The sequence below is a fragment of the Enterococcus saigonensis genome (assembly GCF_011397115.1).
GTDB classification, from domain to species: domain Bacteria; phylum Bacillota; class Bacilli; order Lactobacillales; family Enterococcaceae; genus Enterococcus_C; species Enterococcus_C saigonensis.
Map to the genome: position 1 here is coordinate 2,333,710 of NZ_AP022822.1, position 21,132 is coordinate 2,354,841.

The following is a 21,132-nucleotide window of genomic DNA, read 5'->3' on the forward strand; positions in this document are numbered from 1 at the left end:
CCCTCCTAAAAATCCAAATCATCCATCAAATCCATGAATTCAGAAAAGCTTGCTGTTTCTTCAATAGATTCACGTTTATAAAGCGCAGCTATAAAGGCGTGGAAGCCATCCGTTTTCCGTCTGACCGATTCTTTTTTTAAAAAAGTACGATTTCCAAGCGAATCTTCTTTAATATACGAATTATTCACATACCAACGCATCATCGGATCATCACCAAAAATGAAACGTTCATTAGCAAAGCCATCTTCGATAATCGGTGCCACCTTCGCTTGCACACCACGTGGATTTCTTAAAAATTCATAAGTATAGCCTTCTTTTTCTAATAACGGCTTTAAGAGGTCCATTCGAAATCCATCCGCACAGACTAAATCAATTGAGTATTTTGTCCGCTGCTCATTTAGCCAGTCGATGAGGTGCTGTGGATCAATAGACGGTTCATCAACGATTGTGACCAAGCCGGCATCTTCCCATTCACGAATTGGTGCTTTCAATTTAAAGGAATCCAAGAATTTTTTTCTAGCAAAACTGTGCTGATGCCAATAAAATTTGTCATCAACTTTGAACAATAAACCCACGCTGACAAAATCCCGAATACTTGCATAGTCGAACCCTGCAACACAATGTGTTCCCATTGGAACTTCAATGTTTTGTTTTGTCGCCAGCAACTGTTCATGTGTCGCTATGTCTCGTTCGGCATCTCCTTCGGTGAAATTCATTCGTTTTACAACAAATTCCTTGCGTCCCGACGGCTCTTCCTCTAATTTCAAGTATTCTTTCATCACTGTGCTGTACAATCGTTTAGCATAGGGTGAATCTTCTTCAAACATCGGATTAGCTTTAGACCACATTTTCGGATTATCCATTTCATCGATGGTGTCTAATTTACAAATGAAGGGAAACAAGCGATCGTTCTTCGCTTCGCCAGAAAATATTTTTTGTGCTCTTTCCAAGATTCGGTCATAGAATCCCTCTCTCACATGGCCGTTTGTCCCGTTGTAAAAAGTGCGGGGGTGTTTAATCTTGCCTAACCCACTCCGCTGAATATCGACAATATCTGAATTCTCAAACATGTGGATTTCGTCAAATTCCAAGCAGCCATCACGGGCACTATCCATAGTTTTTGGATTATTAGTGCGATAGCTAAATATTGAATTTGTCACACGATTGGTAATTGCCATTTTTGTGAGGTAAAACTGTTGCTCTAATCTTTTTCGTTGAACCGTTTCGTATACTTCTTTAAAACTCACTTTTCCTTGCTTTTCGGAATTTGCTGTTATGGTGACGTCATAATTTTCTATCCCATGTAGGGGGCTAATAAAGAAAGAATCTCTGGCAGACATAAAACCGTTCTTGCCACCTCCACGCGCTATCGAGTTTAAAAACTCATCAAAAAACACCTCATCATCTTCTTTGCGATAAAGAAAAATGAAAGGTGTGATAAATTTTTGATATTTGGCTAATGGGAAGAAATTCTTCTCGGCATATCTAATAAAGTTTTGAATCATGTCTTCATCAAAATAGATATCATCTCGAATAAGGACTTCGTTTTTTAAATAGTTAATAAGTTGAATACGTTCTTTATTAAAAGGGATAATACCTTGCTCATATAAACTCACATACTCTTCAAAAAAATAAGGCGTCACAATAAATCACTTCCATCAGCAGAAGGCCCATCGTTTGGTTTTGGCACTCCTTCAGGAAGTAAATCGGATAATTGCTTAATAATACGCTGATAGGCAAGATCACGAGCATTATATAATTTGGCTGCCGGCCGCTCTCGTTCATATGACGGTGTTTTTTCCGATTGGGTGAACTCTTCATAATCACCATTATTCGTCAAGTCTTGCCACAGTTCATCTAGCGATACCCGCAAGCGTGCAGCCTGAACAATCAAACCTTCAACTACTTTTTTCTTTCCGTCAGGAATATCTTTGAATAGTTGCGTTAATCTATTTTTTTCTTTGTTCACTAATTTATCTCGTTCGCTAATCGCCACAATAATCTCACCTTCTTTGTATTAGTTTCGTTAGGGGGGTAGGGGTTACGCACTTTTAGTAAGAACATCTGCGTAGTTGACCCCATCCACCGGTTAGATTTTCTGTAATTTTTATGAAAACTTTTCATGGGGGGTACTTTCAACCCCACCATTCGTCTTGCCATTTTCTTTTTTTAGCTACACCACGGTAATTCATACGATTGTGTCGTTTGTTATGACAATCTTTGCACAGTGTTCTTAGGTTGCTTGGTTCCATTGATAACTCTGGATACTGTGCCAGCTCTTTGATGTGGTCTACTTCAAGCACTGCATCGGTTGTCACTCGACCTTCCGCCTTACACCACTGACACTCAAAGTGATCGCGTTCTAATATTGATTGCCTCAGTCGTCGCCATTCATTTGAAGTATAGAACCTTGCTCGTGATTGCTTCGTTGATACATCAATCATGGCACACCTCCAAAATAAAAAGACCACTCGCATGAGTGATCTAAACAGTTAATTTTAAACGGGAAACCAGACACCATCATTCAAGAGTTGATTTCAGGAGGAAATCTCATGTCATAGCTGTTCTGTCTGTTTCCCGCTTCTTTTGATAATACTAGTTTAACACCTTGACAGACCTCAAAAGTGCAATGATAGTGCAATAATTAATTAATTTCTCCTAGCTCTTTGCCTAGGCTTTCAATGAATTCATTCCGCAATAGATGACACATGCGTTTTGAATAGCCTACTTCTTCTGCTATGCCATCCCACGTTTTTGTTCGAGGCTTAGTCCAATACCACAATCGGATGATTTTAATCGTCTCTGGCTTAGCTGACTGTACAGTTTTATCTAAAGCTTTCTTGCGTTCTCTAAGCAATCGCAAGTGTTTGTCAGTCGCTAACTTTAGCCCTGCACGCTCCGTGGCAGAAGTAGCAGAAGTAGAGCGAGAACCTCCAACATTATCATCTGATTGCTGCCACGGATATTCTATTTCTAATTCAACTTGCTTAATATATCTTTCCATTGTTGGATAATCTTCAATTAATCCTTCTAGCATTTTGAATGTTCCTTTTTTCAACTGTATGCCTCCCAACTTGAAATCGTTGTAACTAATTCAATTATATCTTTGCTTTTAAAAAAATATAATTTGTAAAAATGCCAAAACGCCAATACATAAAACATACAAAAAAATTTAAAATACTACTCATTTATTGTTGACAATTACTATTCATACGTTATATAATATAAATGTAGATGAGGGAGATATAAAAAAAGGAGACGATTAATATGAGAACAATTATTAAATTCAACAAAAATACTGAAGTTAAAGAAATCGAAAAAGTTATCAAAGCCGTTGTTGCTAAATACGTTGTGAAACACGACCGTTACTCAACTGAAAAAAATAGTCAGTTTGAAATTACAAAAAATGATACTGAATATTATGTAGAAGGAAAACGAATTAACAGTCACTACATCGACTTACAATTATGCTACGACGAACTTACTGACGACGATGTTTATGAATTAATCATTGACACTCACGAAATTGGCGAATTTGAAGGTTATGTTGAAAACACAGAATTCTATTCACTTGTTTCTGTTAAAGAAGACAAAGCGGTTATTGTTGACGATGTAACATTCATAAAAACTAAAAAAAATATCAAACGCGCTGAACAATTATTTAGTAATTATGATTCAGAATCTTTTATTATTGCAGATTTTTTCATTAGAAAAGAAAACGATAAGTTGAATCAATTGAAAGAAACATATAGAAAAATTGGTTAAAAAATATTAATAATAAGGAGAGATCATCATGAAAACAAAAAAAGTAGAAACTATTCTAATCACTAAGCAATCCTCTTTTTATCAAAACGTGGGAGAAAATCAAGTTGGTTTTGAACTTAGCGAGTATCACAATCATGCGGTGGTTCTTACAGAATATTACTCTTGGGACAATCCGTGGGAAAACGGCGGTTTTTGGGCCCCTGCTGGTCGCAAGTTTGATATCTATACTGGATATGCAAATTTGAATGATTTGGAAACAAAAGCACTGATAGATGACTTAAAATCTAAAAACATTAAATTTTCTGTTGATTCACAAATTATTGAAGAATTAAAAAATCTTGCTTAGAAAAGGAGCGATAATATGACCTACCCTGTAACTAAATTTATTGAAACTGATTTAAAAATGTCGGTTTATGCATTCGCGAAACAAAGCTCAATCAGTCAGCAAACCCTGTCCACATGGAAGCAGCGTGATAAGCCCGTTACTTCCCTACCAATCCAAATTCTTGATGAATTTTCTTACTTTGCTGAAATGTCAATGTCTGACATTCGTAATAAATTAGCACAATACGAACTTGAAAATGAGTTAGCTAAATTAAATCAAACGAAAGAAGGGGAACATATGATTGATAAAGAAGAAAGTGTTAAATTAAAATCATTTTTAGATGCAGGTTACAAATTTGGAAAAGCACTATCTGCCGGCGGCGATCGCAAAAACAGTAAAATCCATCTTCAAAAACTATTAAGAGATAGTCCAAAGCAGGAAGGTGATTCACTTGATGACTTCTTAGAAGATTACTTTAAACTTTGTATCGCGTATAACATAAAAGCTTTTGGCGAGATGACAGCATTAACTCCAAAAAACAGCGTGCCTTTTATTCAAAACTTTTTAATCGGCGCTCATAATGCAACCTTCGCAGGAAAAAAGACTAGTTAGACTAGTCTTTTTCTGCAAATTCACGATTAATTTAATTGCCTTAGTTGCTGGCAAGGGTATCCTCCTTCTCATACCAGCCCCAATCGATATTATTAAAAATTGCTTGCTTAGCAACCTTTTCAACTTGTTCTTCGGTAAAGTCGTTTGGAACAGTAATTGTCTCGTAGATGTCATTACCGCCATCAGCGCTTAACCACACAATAATTTCTCTCATGACTGTTCCTCCTTGCTTCCCCACTCCGCAAAGGCTGCGAGGACTTCCACTTCTTGTTGCCGAGTTAGTCTTCTCAATGCAGTTCTAACTTTTGCTAGTTTTTCATTTCCTTTGAAAATTTCACTTCTTGCAAGATTTAGGTGATAGAGATTGTACACGGCTTTAATCAACGAACCATCATTACCGGCTATTCCTTTCAACCACTCCAACACGACCTGCTGATCGTCGGTGAGCTTACGCCCAAGTAGATAGTCACCGATACGATTAAATTCATCCAGTGTGTAGCGCACGTCCTTGACTTGGATGTACTGCTCGGGTTCGGAAAAGCTCTTGAATCCCAAAAGAGCGGCTTGTTCATCGGTTAAAGACATATCAGTGTATTTTTCTTTTCTCATTCCTCTACCTCCGTTAAATCGGACTGTAATTCGTCAATCAAATCGCAAATCACACCGCCATAATTTAAACAAATACCTTCCATTTTGGTTTTATGATGCGGGATAGAGGAATCAAACCAAGTTGCATTTTGAATGTTCCTATTCAAAGCTAAACTTGTTCCGGCGTTGTAATCTTCTACATAGTAATATTCGCCGATTTTAATCACTTGTCGTCGTCCGCTCATTCCGCTACCTCCTCAATCAAATCGCCCTCAACAAACTCAATAATTTTTGTAGCAACGACTTCTCTCTCCGGCTTGCTAATTCTTCGCCAAAGATGCTCTTGTAAATCTTTTGCTAGTTCCATTGATGCAAATGCTCCATAAAACTTCCAACTATAGTCATTCGAGATGTGGTAGTAGATTGCGTATATTTTCATACCTCCTCCACCGTCCCCTCAACCAACGTAGCGACCGCCTCGGCTTTGGCGCGGTCGTCAAAAGTAAACGCCTGTTTAAGATCTCCAACCCAGACTTTACTGATACCTTCTTCAACGTATTCTTTTCCCACCCTAAAACGCTTGAGATAGCAAGTGTCTGAATCTGCGGTCGTAACCACCCACCGCTTCGGATTGACGGTGTAGCCGAAAAGTCTGGCTTTAGCCATTAGCTCTTCGTCTTCTCTAAGGCAATTAGCAAGCAATTCGTAAAGCGACTCATCTCTAAAAGCTCTCAACAGCTCCGCTTGCTTCTCTGTCACTTCAACCTTCTCGCATTGCGGTTCGTCAATCTGCTCCAATTTATTGATGGCGATGTTGTATGCGATAATTCTTGCTTCGTTAGCAGCGTAACCTTGGCTTTCTTTATGAAAATGCTTCAAGTTTTCTTCTGATTTCAATACTTTGCTTTCTAAAATCTTGATCGCTTCGCTTACTTTCATTTTTGGTCCTCCTCGTCTTAAATCATTGCTTCAAACAGCGCCTCGAATATCGTCACCGGTATGCTATTGCCAGACTGCATATACAAGGCAGTTTTACCGTTAACGCTAGCGGCCGCATCGTAATCCTCGTCAGAGTAGCCTTGCAGTCTCCAGCATTCTCGCTCGGTTAGCAATCTAAACTTATCTTCCCCGATTGGCACAATACCGCTGTTTGGGCATCTGTTTTGTTTAGTTGTAATCGTCCAGCAATACTCATCTATCGGCTTTAACCGTCCTCCAAAGCCACTGTCGTTGCTATTTATTTTAGACAGCATAGACGGACTGCTAATCGTGTACTCGTCACTTACATCAGTCTCTAAAAGCTCTCGAATATCTCGCATTGCAGATCGCCGTAGGATGTTAAAATTAAACGCCTCGTTTTGGAGCATCGAGATTGTAAAAACTCGTTGCCGGTTCTGTGGCAATCCAAAATCCCTGGCGTCCAGTGTCTCAAAACTATTGACATATCCTAGGCTTTCCATTTCCTCGAGATACTGATTAAAATTAGCCCTCATGCGCTTATGGAGAACGCCCTTAACGTTTTCCCATATCACAATCTTCGGACGCCAGATGCCCATGTCTCGGATGATACGGAGCGTCTCCCACATGAGTGAGGAGCGTGTACCAGAACCTTTATCCGCGCCTCGTTTTTTGCCAGCAACTGAAATATCTTGGCATGGACTTCCGTGGATTAAGATATCCGGCTTTAGATTCCAGTTGACCACCGATTGCGTTTGATTCGTTAGTTCGCTAGCGAAAATGGCGTTATAACTGTCAACTGCTTTTTGGTCAATCTCCACATAGTCAATTGATTTCGTAGGCACTCCCATGTTCCGTAGCGCTACTCTCGGGCTTCCGATTCCGCCGAAAAGCTCCAGAATTTGTAGCATCTTCTCTCCCCCTACCCAAAATTAGCCAAGTAATTCAAAAAGTAGTATTTTCAAGCAGATTCACCGAATTTCCTTCCTCGAAAACTCCAATAGTAGAAATTTCAAGTCCGTCCAAAAAATCATGACGGGAACTTTCTCTCATAACAAGAGCATTTGCATGTTTATAGCTTTCTGCTTTGATTGGGAACAGAAATAGTTGCCCCTCCTGCGTGTCAATCAGTACATTGTATTTTTTCATATTTTCTACTCCTCAACTTTTGTAGTTTGAAATCTTCATTTTTGATGATTACAAAACCAGTTTGTTAATTTCGTCCTTAGCGGATTAACCATAATTAGCTAGATAATTCAAAATATAGTTCCACAGCTCGGCCCACTGCGATAGTGTTCGTTCAGCCAGAAAAGTAGCTGGCGTAGGAAATTTACTAGGCTGGCGTTCATCACCTACACCCCCGTACTCCCAAAGCCACCGTCGCCACGGTCTGTATCGTCTAGTTCGTCAACCTCTACCACATCCACGGTTGGGAGAGGCTGGATGATTAGCTGGGCAATTTTCGCACCCTTGGTAATTTCCAAGTAATACTCATCATTCCACACGTCACCGGATAGCATTGCATCTCGCACATCGCAAATGACTTTAATTTCTCCGCGATAATCGCTATCTATTGTGCCTTCCTGCACGCGTAGAGCTGTCTTAGATGTAAGACCGCTACGACCTTTTAAACGCCCGTAATAGCCTTCTGGGATTGCGATAGACAGCCCTGTACTGACCGTGACCGTCTCTCCTGCATTAATCGTGATATTCTCATCCGCACAAATATCAAATCCCGCATCAGATTGATGTGCCCTAACCGGCAGCACCGCCGTTTCGGTTAGTCGTTTTACTTTTAATTGCATTAAAATACCTCCACTTTAATCTTCTCCACAGTTCAATACGTAGTCCGAATCTTCAATCGCAGTATCATCACTCAATCTCCCTAATCCTTCCATCGATCAATTTCAACCACAGATATATTTTTAGTAGGTTGCGAATTTAAAGCTCGAATGTACACTTCTCCGACTTCTAAACGTCTGGCAATCTCAGGTATAGAGCCTTCAATTCTGCGGTTGCCTTTTTGATAGCGATATTTCTTGTTTCTACGCTCATATTTATAGCCTTGTATTATTCCATTATTTTTTCGTACTTCTTTATTAAAAACACTGGCACTTTTATCTAAAAACATAGCTGCCGCAATCATTGATTCAAAGAATCGTTCTTCTCCTGTATCGATATCTGTTAGACGTACAGACATATCTATTGTCTTTTTAGTTTTAGGCTTATTCTGTTTCATTTGTAACTGTTTCAAACGGCAAAATTCTTTAAACAGCGGCTTAAGCTTTTCGTTTCTTTCCTCTTCTGATAAATCGCTATCTAAGATTTCACATTGCCTCAAAACGATTTGATGTTTCTGTTCCTTAATTGTCATATTCATTCACCTCAAAACGGCAAATCGTCATCATTAATATCGATTGTCGTAGCTTCAAAGTCATTTATCGGGTTCACGCCTAAATTCGTCTGTGTTGCGTTTTGATTGTCAGGAGCGTAATTATTCGTTTGATTATTCGAAACGCCTGTATCGCGTGTATTTTGGCTAGAATTGCTATTCTTGCTCTCCAGTAGTTGAAAATTTTCAACTACTACTTCTGTCACGTACACTCGCTGTCCTTGTTGATTTTCATAATTTCGCGTTTGAATACGGCCGGTAACACCTAGCAGCGTTCCTTTACGGGCATAATTTGCTAAGGTTTCAGCTGGTTTACGCCAGATTACGCAATTGATAAAATCTGCTTCACGCTCACCATTTTGGTTCGTGAAATTACGATTTACCGCTAAAGTAAAACTTGCTGCTGCTTGACCGTTTGCGGTATATTTGAGGCCGGGGTCTTTAGTAAGTCTGCCAATAAGTACAACTTGGTTTATCATAAATTTAAAACTCCCTTTTTATATTTACATCTGTATGTTGCTATCAATCCTTTATTAACGTTAAAAAAATCTGCTATCTCCTTATTACCTTTACCGTTATCAAACATAGAAACCATTTTCATTTTATCTATTTTATAAAAATCTTTAGAATCCGAAATGCTTCTTACAATTACATTATTCTCCCTCAACAAACGACTTAGAGATTTGGGAGAAACTTCATATTTTTTAGCTAATGCTCTAAGTGAAATATCTGTATTTTTGTATTCATCAAGCAAATTCTTCTTGTACTTGTGTAACTTGCTAGGTATAAGTCCGATATCATATGCATGTTGCATGTTTCTTTTTTGATTGCACCACTCTAAATTTTCGACACAATTATTAAATGGATTTCCGTCCAAATGATTAACGATAGGCAGTTTTTTAGGATTTTCAATAAAAGCGGTAGCTACTAACCTGTGGACTTTAAAGCTTCTTTTCTTTTTACTTTTGTATAATTCAACTTTCTTATAACCTGTAGTCGTAATTGACAGTGCCAATATTTTTTTGTTTCTAAGCGACTTAACTTTCCCAGTATTAGATACTTCATATAAGGATTCATAGTCTTTAACAGGCTTCCAAACTGTATTATTAATCATCTGTTTTCCTCCACGTTATCTATGAAGAATTCTTCCATCATTTTTTCTATTTCCGCTTTTCGAGATGGACTACTTGCGGTCGTTTGCGCGTCCCAATTCGGCATTTCCTCACGTTTGACTGGTTGTCCATAGGCTTGCTGCGCCTTATCTTTTCTCGCCCAATTTCTAATTGTTGCAAGATGATTTTTATAGGTCTTGCCAGTTGATGCGATATAACTCGACAGTCGTTCAATACGGTCTTGCCAGTCGCTTGGGAACTCAGTTTGCAGTTTCTCCATGTCTTGATCTGTTAAAAGGACATTTTTATATTCGCCATATTTGTGACGAACAGGTTTAGCTTTCGGAGGTTCCTCCGAAGGCGTAATATCTTTTCTATCTCTATCCTTACCTAACCTATCCTTACCTAACCTAACCTGTGTATCCATTTGGTATGTCAGTTGGTTGTCGTTTGGTATACCAACACCATCTAGAGAGTATGATTTGTTATCTTTTTCGCTTAACAGCGCCTTTTCGTCTTGATACATCGTAGGTTTAAATCTGTCATTGCGAATATAGTTATGAATTTTCCAGTGCTTTATTACAATCACGCCACTCTCGAACGCTAAAATAAAATTTTTTGCCATCAAAATTCGCAAATCGTCATCTGACGAACCAATCATGCGCTGTATTTTTTTGGGATTATTAATAAATCCTTCATCATCAGCTCTCATCGAAAGATGAAAGTATAAGGCTTGCGAAGATAGTGGCATATCCAGAAAAGCGTCACTATCTATTATTGTTTTTGCGAACATTCTACGTTCTGCCAATTTCTACCCTCCTATCCTTAGTTTTCTTCGTTCTTCATCATTCAATTTTACGAGAATAATTCGATATTTTTTAAAGAATTCAGTTAACCCTACGGTGTGCTGTTCTGTATGATGAAATCGGCATAACGCCATAAATCTAAAATCAGAATGGTTAATTTTTCTCCTGTTTCTACCCATACCGACTGCATCAACATGTGCTATATCTGCTTGTTCCATACAAATGCAGCAACGTCGATATTTTAAGCATTGATAAAACCATGAATTTTCATCCAGTAAATAGTTATATACTTTAGGAAGTGGAACGTTATTTGAAATAACAAACTCGATTAGAAAATCAATCCATTTTTTTGCATCAGATTTAGTTGCTTTATGATGTTCAAACCATACGCCGCTTAATGCCTCATAGTAGTATTTCAAATCTATCTTCGACCAATAAGGATACTCACCTTGCCAACGCGCCACATCAGCAATTAAAGCGTGTGATAACGCATTTTGTTTAGCAGATATTCCACGATTATCTAATGCAGCTACTTCCAAATAGTTATCCTCTCCGTTGGCTAGTAGATGTAAGTATTCTTGATTGAATGCTTCTTCAAGTTCAATTGTTATTTTTCTGCCATCCGCGGATAGCAATTTCCCCATCATTGCACCGGCACCACACTAATACCATTTTCTACGAGGTACTCATTTAAGTTTGCCAATTTTTGGCGGCTTGCGGTTAATTGTAGAGTTACCGTCATCGTCGGATTATCATCCACTTCTGTTATCGGTACCGACGGTTCATTGTTTGCTGCTTGGATTAATTCACCAGTTTCAGGGTCAACCAAAGTTCCTTGATTCGTCTCAACTGCTTTTTCTCTTTCCATTTCGGCGATAGCTGCATCATATTCAGCTTTTTTCCGCTGCCGTTCAGCCTCCGCTTCTTTTTCTGCCTGTTCTCGACGGCGTTTATCTTCCACTGCCTGTTTAATTTTTTCCCGGATATCGGCTACCGACCACCCTTGATCAATTAAACCTGACCATGCATATGGATCTAGTCCGGCGATTTCTGCATAATCCGTAATAGTCGCCTTATCAGCCGCTATCTGACTTTTTTGCATTGCTACAATTTTCATTTTGTCGTGAATTTCATCAAGTATTTTCCCTTTAACTTCACCTTTTGTCGTAAAAGCCGTTTTATTTATCCAACTAGTACTAATTTCAATAGCTTCCGATTCAATATTTAACGGTTCAGCAATTTTTTCCATCTCAATTTTTATTTTTTCTATACGAATGGCTTTTTCTGATTCATCAAAAAGCTTAATTCCAGAATTAATATCGTCAGATACCTTCTTGATACGTTCAACATATCGCTTCATTTTCTCTTCAAAAGTATTCAACGGCTGAGAATAATCAGCTTTAATTTCTTTTCTGCGATCATCAATCATTTTGGCAATTTTATTCAAATCTATTTTGGCTTGTTTTGCCTCTGCAACATTTTCTGCATCAAATTTAAAGACTTGATTGCTATAGTGTTCTGTCGTCTGTTCAATTAAACTTTCTAGTAGTTCTTCATTTTCTATCTTGATAGTTGATGGTGTGTAACTTACCTCAAATTGCATATCTGGTACCGTTAATGGATTTTCTGTCATTGTTTTTGCCCCCATGGAATTGAGTTTATATTTTCTTGTTTTGGTTGAGTTTTATTTTGAAGATGTTTGGCATAAGCCTTTTTCCATTTTTGTAAAATTTGTAATGCTATCCCAAAATCAGCTTCCGTCATTTTGTTAATAGTCTTATTAAATCCAGATTCAGTTTTTAATTGACCTAAAACTTGCGCTGGATTTGAATTAGACATTGATGCTACTGTATGAATTAAATCTTCCAATGTTTTTACTTGTTCTTCATTAATAGTTTTAGGCGGTTGTAATGGTTTCTTTCCTTCGGTTTCTGGATCATCTCCCGTCGGAATTAGAAACAGAGAAGTCAATGCGTACTTAAGTGCACCAGTTTTAGCTTTGTAAACTGCTTTATCGCCAGCATCTTGACCATCGCCAAATCCAGTAAATTTTATTGTCTCCCCAGTGTCACCATCAAATATCGTATATTCGATTTCAAGTGTTACTAATTGCTGTGTACCTTTTTGTGTCTTGATTTCTGTTACAGATCGCGATTTTTCATCAGACAACATAAAAAGATTCTGTGCAACTAGTAAAGGTCGAACAACATCCTTAATATCACTTTCCAAAGCGTAGTCATAATTATGGAAATCGTTATGCCCATTTTTGGGAATTCTTTCAATTTCATTTGTAATTTCTGCTAACTTTTGTATTAGATTTTTCGTGACGCTATTTTTACTTACTTCGTTTTTGACATCATCCATGCTATAATCTCCTTATAGGTATTTTTGTTTGCGACTCATTGCTTCCCGGCGGAGTCGCTTTTTTCATGCGCTCGATATTTTGACGCGTTTTAATCGTTAAGTAGTTTGCTCGCCACCATCGATCTGCGATAATTTTTCCGATTTTTAAAGCTTCGGCTCTATTCATTATCTTCACCTAGTTCTAAACTCATTTGACGTACAACGGTTTTAGTGGCTGTTGATGGTTCCCAGTCGGTGATATAGTCTAATACTGTTTGAAAATGTTTTTGTCTTAGTTGTGTTCGAGTGCTAACCCCAGTAATCTTTTTGACGCCACTATTAATGTCTCTATGAAGCTCCCCACGTTGTTTATTCGTCAACTTTCCAAAGCTACGACCTACTTCTGCGACCCGTTGATTAATTCGGCGTGTGACATAACCATAATCGCCTGCACTCAAAACTATATTTTCTTCAAGGTCTGTTACACGTTCTTCAACTTTTTCTACTTTTTCACTTGTGTTTTCTTGATATTGAAACATTAATCGTAGTGCTTCTTGAGGAGACTGCGGAATTTTTAGTGATTGCTCTTTAATAACTGTTTCCATCTCATTAAATCGTTCAATGTAGGCTAAGGCGAATTGCGTACCTTTAGCTCCTGTCATTCGGGTTGAATATAATTCACAACCTCTTTTTGTTAAAAGATAGCAAGGTAGTTCCCGACCAGAAGCATCTTCATAGGTTGACTCAATAAATAATTCACTCGCCACACTTTTGTGGTCAGTAAGATGTTCCTTAATTTTAGTAATATCTCTTAAAACTTGGTCATGTCGTCTGCCAACCATTTCAGCAACTTCTAAACTTGTAATTGTTTTTTCTAATACATTCATACAAATTCTCCTTGATTGATTTTAAAGGCACTGTTTAATCCTGTTTAATTCCAATTTCAAACTCCATTGAAGCCAATTCGTCTGCCAACGTTTTGGCTTCTTTCAATAGTTCGACATATCTTTCTGCTTTTGACACCGCTTCTTCTACACCGATTACATCAACTTTTACTTTTAGTTTTTCTTCATTCATCCTGGAACCTCCTCTACTAATAAATCCCCTTCTCAACATCAACAATATGCATGCGATAGCCAAGCAACGTGGCTATAATTAAAGCTGAAATAACTGCAATCACAATTAGTGTTACGCTTAAACTGATACTTCCCATCCAAGCGAACAGTGCTGTAACGGTTGCTACAATGATGGTAAATAGCATTAGCATTGAGCATTTATGTTTTGTCATGTTTTCACCTCACTTGGTGTCGGTTTTTTCGACCGATACCGGCTAGCGTCCTTCCACCGCAGATACCAGATAAACGTGCCAATGTGGATGAACGTCACACCTGGGCGCATGATTCCTTGTTTAAATTCCGGAATGCTGTCCATCTCTTTTAGATAGTCGTAGAGTGTGGACTTTTTCAGCCCGTTGAACCGTATCATCAGCTCTTCTGGACGATCCCACTCTGCGGCTACTTCTTTTGTCTCAACGCTATGGATGAGTTCTTTTAGTGTTGGTTGCATGGTTAGTCCTCCTTTATAGATTGTTTTTGGTATAATTTCCTTATCAGTCAGTGGTCGGCTGAAATAATTGATAAGGGGGGTGAAAATTTATGAAAGACTATAAGTTAGATTTTAAATCTGAATTGCCTGTTGAGTTTGCAAATGAATTCAAAGTTGAGTTGCCAGCTAAGACTCGTACAGTATTTACCGTTAATCATGATATGGTTCTTCAAGAGTTTGAAGATGATACTGTAATATGCGTTACTCGTGACGATGAATTTTTGAGCATCTATTCAAACCGTAAATTCAACCAGACAATTCCAGTCAGAAGTAAGAAAGTAATTATTTCTTTTGAGGAATAAGCTTTCCTTCACCCGTCTGTGGATCATATTCTATTTTTGCTTCTGGATGTTTTCTTCTTGGTTGTTCCTTGCTACTCGCAATAGCTTGGAGCACTTTTTTTATTTCTTCTGGTGTTCCTTTGATGATTAGTTCCATGGTTAGGCCTCCTTTATTTTAAATACAACTCGCTCACACCTAATAAATCAGCAAGATTAACAAGGGCTTCTTTGTACGATTCTTGTAAGTCTTCAACAGTTGCGACTTTTCCGTCGATTGTAATGTTTTTAGCATCACTCAATTCAAACAAATATTTTAGAACATCAATTATGTTGTCATGTTCAATCATTTTGATTCCTCCAACAAGAACGAAATATCATCTCCGTGTTTTTCTGCCGTTTCAGCTTGTTTGTCAGTTATTCTCAGTTGATAGCTTTCAAAATCCGATAATTCTAAGCCTTGAACAAAAGATTTAGCCTTTTCGAAGTCAATGCTGCGGATATCTAAATAACTTGAAACATCATATTCAATGCCTAATTTCGTATAAATGCCTCGTGTTAAATGACCCGTCTTTTTGGAAAACAATTCGTTAGATACTCTTTTACCGAAAAGGTCATTAACCAACTTTGCAGACTTTTTACCGACTGCACTTTTTAATTTTCCTGCTTGGCGACGTGTGATTTTGTTTTCGTCTTTCATCATTTCAAATTGCTTTTTCGTTTCATCTCTCATTTCAACCATTTCGTCTCTTACTTCGATAACTGCTGTAATGACTTCTTGCATTACTTTGCTTTGGTCATCTTGACGTTGAAGTGTAAATTGCAAGACTTCCAAGCCTTTATTCTCTTTTCTTAAAACTGGCGTGTTATCCATCGATAATCTCTCCTTCTATAATTTTTGTTTTTTCATTCGGGATGATTTTCCGCATTTCGCTTACCCAAAATTCAACGCTGTTTACGACTTCGGAAAGCTTGTTTGAGGCTTCCGTATCGTACAAATCATTGATAAGTGGTTTAAATCTGAGACTTGCCATTTTCGTGTCAAAGAACGTTTCAATTTCTCGCATTAAATCGTTAAATTCGATCGTCGCTTTCACACGCTGGTCAATCGATTTTTCTTTTTGTTGCAAGGCTTTGATATTAGCTTCAAGCGTTTTAGCGCTTTCGGTGTTCTGCTCCAGCAAGTCATACTGCATTTTTTTCATTTTCAAGTCGCTACGGACTGATGAGAGCTGTTTTTCTAGTTGCTCGTTAGTCGTTTTCAGATTTTCATAATCAGCAGGAATCTTTTCCACGACAACTTTTTTCTCGATAACTTGCGGTTCTTGTTCCTGCAAGTCGTCAATCATCTTCGCTTGTGTGGCGATTTGTTCGTCTTTGGCTTTGAGTTGGCGTTTGTAAGCTTCAATTTCTTTTTTTGTTTTTACATCACCGTTCAGGATTGCTTCGGCAACTTCTGGTTTAGTAGATGGCTTTGAAATTTCACTTTGTAGTGTATTTGACATATTTTCAAATATATCTATTTTTTGAGGGTCTTCCGAATTTCGGAGAACATAATTATATTTATTTATATAGTCGTATACTTTCCAGCGTTTAAACCCTTTCGACTCATACCATTGTTGAAAGACACCTTCATTGTGGTTAGCTAGTATTTGTTGTTGTTTGTACAAAATCTCTCCAATTTCTGGCTGGTATTTTTTGTATAGTTCATCTAATTTTTTTTCGTTTTCTAAAGTAGATAGACGTTCTTTGTCTGTTAGCTTTGAATAGTCAAAACTCGCAAAATTAGAAGTTTCATTTTGTTCCAGGGAAAAATTCGCCAACTAGCCCAACCTCCCTAATTCTTTTTAACATCATTTTTTCAACGTCGTAGTTGCTAAATCTTATTGTTTTTATCCCAAATTCCAATTCTAAGATTAAGTCTCGTTTTTCATCTTTAAGTTTTTGAAGCTCCCAGTTATGACCGTCACCATCTATCTCGTAAACAACGTTGTTCTTTCTGTCATAAAAATCAGCCGTGTATTTCAAAACTCCATACTTTTTATAAGCTCCCTTTCCGAGACCGAACGTCACTTGTCTTTCTAAATACGGATATATCAGATGAAACGCGTTTTCGTGTTTAGTAAAACTTGTTTTAGGTTTGTTTCCCGCAAAATCAAAAAGTGAAAATGTGAGTTCCATCATTCCACCTTCACAATCAAACATTATCCTCCAAAATGTTTTTGCTTCTTCTTTTGTAGAAAACTTCATTTTTGGATAAGGGTTAAAGAAGCCATCATCTAAAGTTATTTCGTTCACTGTTTAACCTCCTTTTTTTCTTTAGTTCAAACTTTTTGAACTTCTAAATTAAAAAAATATTCGCCAATTTCTTCTCTTGGAATGTCTAGCAATTCAATAGCTTTTTGAAGTTCGGTGCTTTTCCATGGTACTCGGTTATTCAGCTTTAATGACAAACTTCTTTCCGACAAACCTAAAGCGATTGAAAAATTATATTGCGTTCCATATTTTTCAACAATTCTTCCTGACAACTTAGAATAATCAAAACTCATATTAGTCCGCTCCTTTCTAGTTCAAATGTTTTGAACTTTGTACCCAAAGTATAACCCCTGTATAAAACTTTGTCAACATAAAAGTTCAAATTGATTTAACTTTTTTATTGAACTTATGTTCAACAAGGTATATAATGAGTATCAGAAAGGAGGTATAAGATGAAGCAAACGACTCAACAACGACTTAATCAGTTAATGTCTGAAAGAAATTTAAAGCAAGTTGATATTCTGAATATGTCTTTACCTTTACAAAAAGAAACTGGAATAAAAATGTCAAAAAGTCATCTATCGCAATATGTCAATGGTAAATCCTCGCCCGACCAATACAAACTTTATTTACTGGCTAAAACTTTAAATGTGAGCGAGGCGTGGTTACTTGGTTACGATGTTCCAAAAGAAGATAAGGAAAATGATGTTCCTTCCATCGAAACCATCTACAACCAGCTCGATCAAAAACGCCAAGCAAAAGTTTACAACTTTGCTGATCGTCAATTAAGAGAGCAAAAATACGGTGTCGCTGACGCTGGTAAGATAGTGCCACTTAAACGACGCGAACCGAAACTAGTAGACATCTACGGACGGTTATCAGCCGGTGGCGGTGCCTATAATGATAAATCGGTCATTGAGACTGTGGAAGTTGATAGCGCCCCACCTAAGTATGATATGGCGTTTGTGGTGTCGGGAGATTCAATGGAACCGATGTTTGAAGATGGCGAAGTGGTCTTTGTCAATGAAACACAAGATATATTTAACGGACAAATCGCAGCGATAGAAATCAACAACGAAGCGTTTATCAAAAAGATTTATTTGGAAGATAAACGGATGAGGTTAGTATCACTCAATACGGATATCAAAGCTGATGGCAGTCGCCTCTACCCTGATTTTTACGCTGATGAATGTGACAACCTATTTGTTATCGGCCGTGTGATTATGTAAAAAAATACCCCAGTCGGAGTTCCAGCTCCGGCTAGGGTTACCCTTTTAAGGTATATGCTTATGTAATGTCAATTATACCAGAAAAGAGGGAAATGAATGAAAAAAGTAATGTTGGGACTATTTTTGGGGACAGTTTTACTAACCGGGTGCTCTTCCAACGAAATTGAGGGAAACATATCTGTGGACAACGATGAAGCAATCTACGCTTACGTTGGAGGCTCTGGCAAAAACATTGATTCTCTGGAAGCAAAAACAAGTGATGGCTCTATTTTTAAAGGTGAAAAAAATGGAGATGATTTTCAGATTGCTATTCCTTTTTTAGGTGTTGATCAAAACGTTACTGTAACTTTTAAAAACGATGATAGCTCACTGGACAAAGACGTAACGATTGATGCAAAAGAAAAAATCGACGACTACGAAAACTTTGCGTATATGATGAATTCCGTTATATCTTCTATCAACGATAATGCTAAGACTTCTTTTCCAGAGTCTGTCGATGACGGCTTTATGGATGTAGCAAGCGAAAATGGCGTGACTACCACTGTTAATGTTTATGACGGAAATATCATTGGCTTGGAAATGCGTACGGAAGGCGACGCCAATCAAGAATTACCTACGATTTTAGCAGCCTTCCAAGGCGTTTATGAGGCTGAAAACAAGCGTGTGGCTGAGGCATATAATAATATTTTGGAAAGCAAAGAAGAAACATCTTTTACATCAAATGGTTATGTATTTAACTTTGAATACAATGGCGATACATTGTTTGCTGATGTTTATAAGGATTAGGTGGTAATTATGGGGATATTTAATTTATTTACTAGCAGCCAACCTAAAAAGAGTACAAATAGTAGTAAAAACGCTTTGGAGCAAGCTGTCGATAACAACCATAGAGGTATGAGTTGCGAAAAATCAGGGAACATAGACAAGGCTATTATGTATTATGAAAGAAATGTAACTAACCGCTTCGAGGGGAATCGTCCATACGATAGACTAGCTATTATATATCGTAAAAGAAAAGACTATGACAATGAAGTAAGAGTATTAGAAACCGCAATCGATGTTTTTAAAAACATTAACTCAGGTCGGCAAGATGTAGCACCAAAGTTAGCAAAATTTAAAACAAGGTTATCAAAAGCAAAAGAACTGCAAAAGAAACAATAAAAAACACGTCCCCCTCTCACAAGCGACGTGTCTAACATAAATAAACGGCTAGGCTTATTTAGCTATGCCTATTATAACAAATAATAGGAGTTGATTACAATGTGGATGGAGACATTGCCAGACGGCAGATTTAAATATATTGAGCGCTATAAAGACCCGTATACAGAAAAGTATAAACGCAAGTCGATAATCTTGACCAGCGACAGCAAACAAGCGCAGAAGAAGGCACAGAAATTATTGGATGAGAAAATTGGCAAAGCCGAAGAGACGGCCACCTTGTCCGATATCAACCTCCACAATCTTGTGGAAGAGTGGTTTAGTCACCATCAAAAAGTGCATCGGATACGGCCTTCCACAATCCGTGCGTATAAGGCACAGCAGAAAGTTATTTTTGATAAAATCGATAAGAATACACTGGCTAAAAATGCAGACACGAAGCTCTTCCAAACATTTTTTGATGGCTTAGAATACTCAAACGACTATACTGCAAGCATCAAATCGCAGTTAAACAATATATTTAAATACGCCTATCGCATGGGATACATATCAGAAAACCCATTGGAAAAAGTCCAGATATCCTATGCTAAGAAGGATGAGGCGACACGAGAAAAAATCAGCAACAAATATCTCGAAAAAGACGAGGCTGAAAAACTAATTAAAGAACTCTACCGCAGGCCCTCTACCTATCGTGTGGGTAGGCTTGCAGAATTTATGTATTTAACAGGATGCCGCATTGGCGAAGCAGTTATACTTACACCCACCGATTTTAATAACAATTTGACTAGCGCATCTATCACCGGAACAATAGATTACGGAAACGGATTTCGTGCAGCTAGGAAAGGCCCTCCAAAAACACTGATGAGTAATCGGACAATCAACCTGACACCAAGATGTATTAAACTAGTAGAGAGATCTATCGACGAAAATAAATTAGACAGTCTGACACGCAACGGCTACTTGCCAGGTGAGTATGTATTTGTCACCAAAAACGGTACACCAATGATATACTCATCATTTAATCGTGCGCTAGTAAGAGCTGGGGAGCGTGTAGGTCTTGCACACAAAACGCTAACTTCGCACATCTTCCGCCACACGCATGTATCGCTATTAGCTGAAAACGGCATACAACTAACAGCTATCATGGAACGCGTCGGCCATGAGGATTCTGACATCACGACTAAAATCTATACTCACGTCACCAAACAGATGAAAGCAGACATTACATCCAAGTTGACAGAGATAGGACTTTGACAAGTTGCCCCTTTCGTGCCCCTTTTAGATTATGTATTGATGATAAATAAAGAAGGAAGCCCGATATTACAGGCTTCCTAAAGCTGTTTTATTTCACAGCGTCTTTTAATTGTTTACCAGGTTTGAAAGCTGGTGTAACAGATGCTGGGATTTCGATTTCTTCACCAGTTTGAGGGTTACGTCCTTTACGTGCAGCACGTTTACGTGTTTCAAAAGTACCAAAGCCCATAATTTGTACGCTTTCTTCAGACTTCAATGTTGATTCAACAGTATCGATGATGGCAGCCAAGACAGCAGTTGCGTCTTTTTTAGTAACCCCTGATTTTTCAGCAACAGCTGAAATTAAATCTGCTTTGTTCATTAATAATTCCTCCTACTCGGAATAAAATAATTAGGATTTTATCTAATCCTTGTCTTTCATTCTAGCAAAACCCTTGATATGGCGCAATAGA

The 21,132-nt window shown here is 37.9% G+C and carries 38 protein-coding genes; 8 read left to right on the plus strand and 30 right to left on the minus strand.

What is annotated here, in order from left to right; all coding sequences use genetic code 11:
* Positions 1-5: 5 nt before the first annotated feature.
* The 4 genes from EsVE80_RS11095 to EsVE80_RS11110 all read right to left on the minus strand — a co-directional run bounded on the left by EsVE80_RS11095 (position 6) and on the right by EsVE80_RS11110 (position 3,058).
* Entirely contained in the window at positions 6-1,646 is a 1,641-nt protein-coding gene (locus EsVE80_RS11095) for a terminase TerL endonuclease subunit (RefSeq protein ID WP_408639880.1), read from the minus strand.
* On the minus strand, positions 1,640-1,999 hold the full coding sequence (locus EsVE80_RS11100) for a hypothetical protein (protein WP_173104198.1): 360 nt from the start codon (positions 1,997-1,999) through the stop codon (positions 1,640-1,642). The genes EsVE80_RS11095 and EsVE80_RS11100 overlap by 7 nt, the downstream gene beginning before the upstream one ends.
* A gap of 136 nt (positions 2,000-2,135) precedes the next feature.
* A complete protein-coding gene (locus EsVE80_RS11105) occupies positions 2,136-2,444 on the minus strand; it encodes an HNH endonuclease (RefSeq protein ID WP_173103773.1) in 309 nt (102 codons plus the stop codon).
* Positions 2,445-2,644: 200 nt separating this feature from the next.
* Entirely contained in the window at positions 2,645-3,058 is a 414-nt protein-coding gene (locus EsVE80_RS11110) for a hypothetical protein (protein ID WP_173103774.1), read from the minus strand.
* 209 nt (positions 3,059-3,267) lie between these two features.
* Here EsVE80_RS11110 and EsVE80_RS11115 point away from each other — a divergent pair, with 209 nt between their 5' ends.
* From EsVE80_RS11115 to EsVE80_RS11125, 3 genes are read left to right on the plus strand one after another with little or no spacing between them, the layout of a single operon-like run.
* Positions 3,268-3,765 carry a hypothetical protein gene (locus EsVE80_RS11115; RefSeq protein ID WP_173103775.1) on the plus strand — a complete coding sequence of 166 codons (498 nt, stop codon included), beginning with the start codon at positions 3,268-3,270 and terminating at the stop codon, positions 3,763-3,765.
* Positions 3,766-3,793: 28 nt separating this feature from the next.
* Positions 3,794-4,111, plus strand: a complete 318-nt coding sequence (locus EsVE80_RS11120; protein WP_173103776.1) for a hypothetical protein — start codon at positions 3,794-3,796, stop codon at positions 4,109-4,111.
* A gap of 15 nt (positions 4,112-4,126) precedes the next feature.
* Positions 4,127-4,702 (plus strand): hypothetical protein, encoded by a 576-nt coding sequence (locus tag EsVE80_RS11125; protein ID WP_173103777.1) that lies wholly within the window; start codon positions 4,127-4,129, stop codon positions 4,700-4,702.
* Positions 4,703-4,742: 40 nt separating this feature from the next.
* On the opposite strand, the gene EsVE80_RS11130 is transcribed toward EsVE80_RS11125, so the two are convergent.
* From EsVE80_RS11130 to EsVE80_RS11220, 19 genes are all read right to left on the minus strand, one after another.
* Positions 4,743-4,916: a hypothetical protein gene (locus EsVE80_RS11130; RefSeq protein WP_173103778.1), complete on the minus strand. Its 174-nt coding sequence runs from the start codon at positions 4,914-4,916 to the stop codon at positions 4,743-4,745.
* The gene (locus EsVE80_RS11135; RefSeq protein ID WP_173103779.1) at positions 4,913-5,311 is read right to left on the minus strand and encodes a hypothetical protein; all 399 of its coding nucleotides are present in this window, start codon (positions 5,309-5,311) and stop codon (positions 4,913-4,915) included. The genes EsVE80_RS11130 and EsVE80_RS11135 overlap by 4 nt, the downstream gene beginning before the upstream one ends.
* A complete protein-coding gene (locus EsVE80_RS11140) occupies positions 5,308-5,535 on the minus strand; it encodes a hypothetical protein (protein WP_173103780.1) in 228 nt (75 codons plus the stop codon). Before EsVE80_RS11140 ends, EsVE80_RS11135 begins: the two co-directional genes overlap by 4 nt.
* Positions 5,532-5,729: a hypothetical protein gene (locus EsVE80_RS11145; protein ID WP_173103781.1), complete on the minus strand. Its 198-nt coding sequence runs from the start codon at positions 5,727-5,729 to the stop codon at positions 5,532-5,534. The genes EsVE80_RS11140 and EsVE80_RS11145 overlap by 4 nt, the downstream gene beginning before the upstream one ends.
* Positions 5,726-6,229: a hypothetical protein gene (locus EsVE80_RS11150; RefSeq protein WP_173103782.1), complete on the minus strand. Its 504-nt coding sequence runs from the start codon at positions 6,227-6,229 to the stop codon at positions 5,726-5,728. Before EsVE80_RS11150 ends, EsVE80_RS11145 begins: the two co-directional genes overlap by 4 nt.
* Before the next feature lie 17 nt (positions 6,230-6,246).
* A complete protein-coding gene (locus EsVE80_RS11155) occupies positions 6,247-7,158 on the minus strand; it encodes a DNA cytosine methyltransferase (RefSeq protein WP_173103783.1) in 912 nt (303 codons plus the stop codon).
* Between the two features lie 34 nt (positions 7,159-7,192).
* On the minus strand, positions 7,193-7,396 hold the full coding sequence (locus EsVE80_RS11160) for a hypothetical protein (RefSeq protein WP_173103784.1): 204 nt from the start codon (positions 7,394-7,396) through the stop codon (positions 7,193-7,195).
* Between the two features lie 203 nt (positions 7,397-7,599).
* On the minus strand, positions 7,600-8,016 hold the full coding sequence (gene dut, locus EsVE80_RS11165) for a dUTP diphosphatase (RefSeq protein ID WP_232061197.1): 417 nt from the start codon (positions 8,014-8,016) through the stop codon (positions 7,600-7,602).
* A 116-nt stretch (positions 8,017-8,132) separates the two neighbouring features.
* Positions 8,133-8,621 (minus strand): hypothetical protein, encoded by a 489-nt coding sequence (locus tag EsVE80_RS11170; RefSeq protein ID WP_173103786.1) that lies wholly within the window; start codon positions 8,619-8,621, stop codon positions 8,133-8,135.
* Positions 8,622-8,632: 11 nt separating this feature from the next.
* On the minus strand, positions 8,633-9,118 hold the full coding sequence (gene ssb / locus EsVE80_RS11175) for a single-stranded DNA-binding protein (protein ID WP_173103787.1): 486 nt from the start codon (positions 9,116-9,118) through the stop codon (positions 8,633-8,635).
* On the minus strand, positions 9,115-9,753 hold the full coding sequence (locus EsVE80_RS11180; protein WP_173103788.1) for an NUMOD4 domain-containing protein: 639 nt from the start codon (positions 9,751-9,753) through the stop codon (positions 9,115-9,117). Before EsVE80_RS11180 ends, ssb begins: the two co-directional genes overlap by 4 nt.
* The gene (locus EsVE80_RS11185; RefSeq protein ID WP_173103789.1) at positions 9,750-10,559 is read right to left on the minus strand and encodes a FliH/SctL family protein; all 810 of its coding nucleotides are present in this window, start codon (positions 10,557-10,559) and stop codon (positions 9,750-9,752) included. The genes EsVE80_RS11180 and EsVE80_RS11185 overlap by 4 nt, the downstream gene beginning before the upstream one ends.
* Before the next feature lie 3 nt (positions 10,560-10,562).
* Complete coding sequence (locus tag EsVE80_RS11190; protein WP_173103790.1) at positions 10,563-11,204, minus strand: putative HNHc nuclease; 642 nt, start codon at positions 11,202-11,204, stop codon at positions 10,563-10,565.
* Positions 11,201-12,190 carry a DUF1351 domain-containing protein gene (locus EsVE80_RS11195; RefSeq protein ID WP_173103791.1) on the minus strand — a complete coding sequence of 330 codons (990 nt, stop codon included), beginning with the start codon at positions 12,188-12,190 and terminating at the stop codon, positions 11,201-11,203. The genes EsVE80_RS11190 and EsVE80_RS11195 overlap by 4 nt, the downstream gene beginning before the upstream one ends.
* Positions 12,187-12,921, minus strand: coding sequence for an ERF family protein (locus EsVE80_RS11200; RefSeq protein ID WP_016173616.1), 735 nt, complete (start codon positions 12,919-12,921; stop codon positions 12,187-12,189). The genes EsVE80_RS11195 and EsVE80_RS11200 overlap by 4 nt, the downstream gene beginning before the upstream one ends.
* 158 nt (positions 12,922-13,079) lie before the next feature.
* On the minus strand, positions 13,080-13,787 hold the full coding sequence (locus tag EsVE80_RS11205) for a Rha family transcriptional regulator (protein WP_173103792.1): 708 nt from the start codon (positions 13,785-13,787) through the stop codon (positions 13,080-13,082).
* A 34-nt stretch (positions 13,788-13,821) separates the two neighbouring features.
* A complete protein-coding gene (locus tag EsVE80_RS11210) occupies positions 13,822-13,977 on the minus strand; it encodes a hypothetical protein (RefSeq protein WP_173103793.1) in 156 nt (51 codons plus the stop codon).
* Between the two features lie 16 nt (positions 13,978-13,993).
* On the minus strand, positions 13,994-14,188 hold the full coding sequence (locus tag EsVE80_RS11215) for a hypothetical protein (RefSeq protein ID WP_016173614.1): 195 nt from the start codon (positions 14,186-14,188) through the stop codon (positions 13,994-13,996).
* Entirely contained in the window at positions 14,185-14,466 is a 282-nt protein-coding gene (locus EsVE80_RS11220) for a hypothetical protein (RefSeq protein ID WP_173103794.1), read from the minus strand. The genes EsVE80_RS11215 and EsVE80_RS11220 overlap by 4 nt, the downstream gene beginning before the upstream one ends.
* A gap of 89 nt (positions 14,467-14,555) precedes the next feature.
* Between EsVE80_RS11220 and EsVE80_RS11225 the strand changes: the two genes are divergently transcribed.
* On the plus strand, positions 14,556-14,807 hold the full coding sequence (locus tag EsVE80_RS11225; RefSeq protein ID WP_173103795.1) for a hypothetical protein: 252 nt from the start codon (positions 14,556-14,558) through the stop codon (positions 14,805-14,807).
* Here EsVE80_RS11225 and EsVE80_RS11230 read toward each other — a convergent pair.
* The 6 genes from EsVE80_RS11230 to EsVE80_RS11255 are packed head-to-tail and all read right to left on the minus strand — an operon-like array spanning position 14,788 to position 17,332.
* On the minus strand, positions 14,788-14,943 hold the full coding sequence (locus tag EsVE80_RS11230) for a hypothetical protein (protein ID WP_173103796.1): 156 nt from the start codon (positions 14,941-14,943) through the stop codon (positions 14,788-14,790). The genes EsVE80_RS11225 and EsVE80_RS11230 overlap by 20 nt on opposite strands.
* Before the next feature lie 13 nt (positions 14,944-14,956).
* Positions 14,957-15,133 (minus strand): hypothetical protein, encoded by a 177-nt coding sequence (locus tag EsVE80_RS11235; protein ID WP_173101895.1) that lies wholly within the window; start codon positions 15,131-15,133, stop codon positions 14,957-14,959.
* The gene (locus EsVE80_RS11240) at positions 15,130-15,657 is read right to left on the minus strand and encodes an ORF6C domain-containing protein (protein WP_173103797.1); all 528 of its coding nucleotides are present in this window, start codon (positions 15,655-15,657) and stop codon (positions 15,130-15,132) included. The genes EsVE80_RS11235 and EsVE80_RS11240 overlap by 4 nt, the downstream gene beginning before the upstream one ends.
* The gene (locus EsVE80_RS11245; RefSeq protein WP_173103798.1) at positions 15,650-16,606 is read right to left on the minus strand and encodes a hypothetical protein; all 957 of its coding nucleotides are present in this window, start codon (positions 16,604-16,606) and stop codon (positions 15,650-15,652) included. The genes EsVE80_RS11240 and EsVE80_RS11245 overlap by 8 nt, the downstream gene beginning before the upstream one ends.
* A complete protein-coding gene (locus EsVE80_RS11250; protein WP_173103799.1) occupies positions 16,578-17,081 on the minus strand; it encodes an endonuclease domain-containing protein in 504 nt (167 codons plus the stop codon). Before EsVE80_RS11250 ends, EsVE80_RS11245 begins: the two co-directional genes overlap by 29 nt.
* A 26-nt stretch (positions 17,082-17,107) precedes the next feature.
* On the minus strand, positions 17,108-17,332 hold the full coding sequence (locus tag EsVE80_RS11255) for a DUF739 family protein (RefSeq protein ID WP_086314903.1): 225 nt from the start codon (positions 17,330-17,332) through the stop codon (positions 17,108-17,110).
* 159 nt (positions 17,333-17,491) lie between these two features.
* Here EsVE80_RS11255 and EsVE80_RS11260 point away from each other — a divergent pair, with 159 nt between their 5' ends.
* The 4 genes from EsVE80_RS11260 to EsVE80_RS11275 all read left to right on the plus strand — a co-directional run bounded on the left by EsVE80_RS11260 (position 17,492) and on the right by EsVE80_RS11275 (position 20,680).
* Positions 17,492-18,268, plus strand: a complete 777-nt coding sequence (locus tag EsVE80_RS11260; protein WP_173103800.1) for a S24 family peptidase — start codon at positions 17,492-17,494, stop codon at positions 18,266-18,268.
* A gap of 96 nt (positions 18,269-18,364) precedes the next feature.
* Complete coding sequence (locus EsVE80_RS11265) at positions 18,365-19,054, plus strand: putative periplasmic lipoprotein (protein ID WP_173103801.1); 690 nt, start codon at positions 18,365-18,367, stop codon at positions 19,052-19,054.
* 9 nt (positions 19,055-19,063) lie between these two features.
* Positions 19,064-19,429, plus strand: a complete 366-nt coding sequence (locus tag EsVE80_RS11270) for a tetratricopeptide repeat protein (protein WP_197745895.1) — start codon at positions 19,064-19,066, stop codon at positions 19,427-19,429.
* 99 nt (positions 19,430-19,528) lie between these two features.
* Positions 19,529-20,680, plus strand: a complete 1,152-nt coding sequence (locus tag EsVE80_RS11275; protein WP_173103802.1) for a tyrosine-type recombinase/integrase — start codon at positions 19,529-19,531, stop codon at positions 20,678-20,680.
* 88 nt (positions 20,681-20,768) lie between these two features.
* Here the strand turns inward: EsVE80_RS11275 and EsVE80_RS11280 are convergent, their stop codons facing one another.
* Positions 20,769-21,041, minus strand: a complete 273-nt coding sequence (locus EsVE80_RS11280; protein ID WP_173103803.1) for an HU family DNA-binding protein — start codon at positions 21,039-21,041, stop codon at positions 20,769-20,771.
* Between the last annotated feature and the right edge of the window lie 91 nt (positions 21,042-21,132).

What these genes read in the sequence shown, in the direction of transcription:
- EsVE80_RS11105 (WP_173103773.1), bottom strand. Translation starts at nt 2,444, where the DNA reads ATGATTGATGTATCAACGAAGCAATCACGAGCAAGGTTCTATACTTCA.
- EsVE80_RS11115 (WP_173103775.1), top strand. Translation starts at nt 3,268, where the DNA reads ATGAGAACAATTATTAAATTCAACAAAAATACTGAAGTTAAAGAAATC.
- EsVE80_RS11120 (WP_173103776.1), top strand. Translation starts at nt 3,794, where the DNA reads ATGAAAACAAAAAAAGTAGAAACTATTCTAATCACTAAGCAATCCTCT.
- EsVE80_RS11125 (WP_173103777.1), top strand. Translation starts at nt 4,127, where the DNA reads ATGACCTACCCTGTAACTAAATTTATTGAAACTGATTTAAAAATGTCG.
- EsVE80_RS11130 (WP_173103778.1), bottom strand. Translation starts at nt 4,916, where the DNA reads ATGAGAGAAATTATTGTGTGGTTAAGCGCTGATGGCGGTAATGACATC.
- EsVE80_RS11135 (WP_173103779.1), bottom strand. Translation starts at nt 5,311, where the DNA reads ATGAGAAAAGAAAAATACACTGATATGTCTTTAACCGATGAACAAGCC.
- EsVE80_RS11140 (WP_173103780.1), bottom strand. Translation starts at nt 5,535, where the DNA reads ATGAGCGGACGACGACAAGTGATTAAAATCGGCGAATATTACTATGTA.
- EsVE80_RS11145 (WP_173103781.1), bottom strand. Translation starts at nt 5,729, where the DNA reads ATGAAAATATACGCAATCTACTACCACATCTCGAATGACTATAGTTGG.
- EsVE80_RS11150 (WP_173103782.1), bottom strand. Translation starts at nt 6,229, where the DNA reads ATGAAAGTAAGCGAAGCGATCAAGATTTTAGAAAGCAAAGTATTGAAA.
- EsVE80_RS11155 (WP_173103783.1), bottom strand. Translation starts at nt 7,158, where the DNA reads ATGCTACAAATTCTGGAGCTTTTCGGCGGAATCGGAAGCCCGAGAGTA.
- EsVE80_RS11160 (WP_173103784.1), bottom strand. Translation starts at nt 7,396, where the DNA reads ATGAAAAAATACAATGTACTGATTGACACGCAGGAGGGGCAACTATTT.
- EsVE80_RS11170 (WP_173103786.1), bottom strand. Translation starts at nt 8,621, where the DNA reads ATGACAATTAAGGAACAGAAACATCAAATCGTTTTGAGGCAATGTGAA.
- ssb (WP_173103787.1), bottom strand. Translation starts at nt 9,118, where the DNA reads ATGATAAACCAAGTTGTACTTATTGGCAGACTTACTAAAGACCCCGGC.
- EsVE80_RS11180 (WP_173103788.1), bottom strand. Translation starts at nt 9,753, where the DNA reads ATGATTAATAATACAGTTTGGAAGCCTGTTAAAGACTATGAATCCTTA.
- EsVE80_RS11190 (WP_173103790.1), bottom strand. Translation starts at nt 11,204, where the DNA reads ATGATGGGGAAATTGCTATCCGCGGATGGCAGAAAAATAACAATTGAA.
- EsVE80_RS11195 (WP_173103791.1), bottom strand. Translation starts at nt 12,190, where the DNA reads ATGACAGAAAATCCATTAACGGTACCAGATATGCAATTTGAGGTAAGT.
- EsVE80_RS11200 (WP_016173616.1), bottom strand. Translation starts at nt 12,921, where the DNA reads ATGGATGATGTCAAAAACGAAGTAAGTAAAAATAGCGTCACGAAAAAT.
- EsVE80_RS11205 (WP_173103792.1), bottom strand. Translation starts at nt 13,787, where the DNA reads ATGAATGTATTAGAAAAAACAATTACAAGTTTAGAAGTTGCTGAAATG.
- EsVE80_RS11210 (WP_173103793.1), bottom strand. Translation starts at nt 13,977, where the DNA reads ATGAATGAAGAAAAACTAAAAGTAAAAGTTGATGTAATCGGTGTAGAA.
- EsVE80_RS11215 (WP_016173614.1), bottom strand. Translation starts at nt 14,188, where the DNA reads ATGACAAAACATAAATGCTCAATGCTAATGCTATTTACCATCATTGTA.
- EsVE80_RS11220 (WP_173103794.1), bottom strand. Translation starts at nt 14,466, where the DNA reads ATGCAACCAACACTAAAAGAACTCATCCATAGCGTTGAGACAAAAGAA.
- EsVE80_RS11225 (WP_173103795.1), top strand. Translation starts at nt 14,556, where the DNA reads ATGAAAGACTATAAGTTAGATTTTAAATCTGAATTGCCTGTTGAGTTT.
- EsVE80_RS11230 (WP_173103796.1), bottom strand. Translation starts at nt 14,943, where the DNA reads ATGGAACTAATCATCAAAGGAACACCAGAAGAAATAAAAAAAGTGCTC.
- EsVE80_RS11235 (WP_173101895.1), bottom strand. Translation starts at nt 15,133, where the DNA reads ATGATTGAACATGACAACATAATTGATGTTCTAAAATATTTGTTTGAA.
- EsVE80_RS11240 (WP_173103797.1), bottom strand. Translation starts at nt 15,657, where the DNA reads ATGGATAACACGCCAGTTTTAAGAAAAGAGAATAAAGGCTTGGAAGTC.
- EsVE80_RS11255 (WP_086314903.1), bottom strand. Translation starts at nt 17,332, where the DNA reads ATGAGTTTTGATTATTCTAAGTTGTCAGGAAGAATTGTTGAAAAATAT.
- EsVE80_RS11260 (WP_173103800.1), top strand. Translation starts at nt 17,492, where the DNA reads ATGAAGCAAACGACTCAACAACGACTTAATCAGTTAATGTCTGAAAGA.
- EsVE80_RS11265 (WP_173103801.1), top strand. Translation starts at nt 18,365, where the DNA reads ATGAAAAAAGTAATGTTGGGACTATTTTTGGGGACAGTTTTACTAACC.
- EsVE80_RS11270 (WP_197745895.1), top strand. Translation starts at nt 19,064, where the DNA reads ATGGGGATATTTAATTTATTTACTAGCAGCCAACCTAAAAAGAGTACA.
- EsVE80_RS11275 (WP_173103802.1), top strand. Translation starts at nt 19,529, where the DNA reads ATGTGGATGGAGACATTGCCAGACGGCAGATTTAAATATATTGAGCGC.
- EsVE80_RS11280 (WP_173103803.1), bottom strand. Translation starts at nt 21,041, where the DNA reads ATGAACAAAGCAGATTTAATTTCAGCTGTTGCTGAAAAATCAGGGGTT.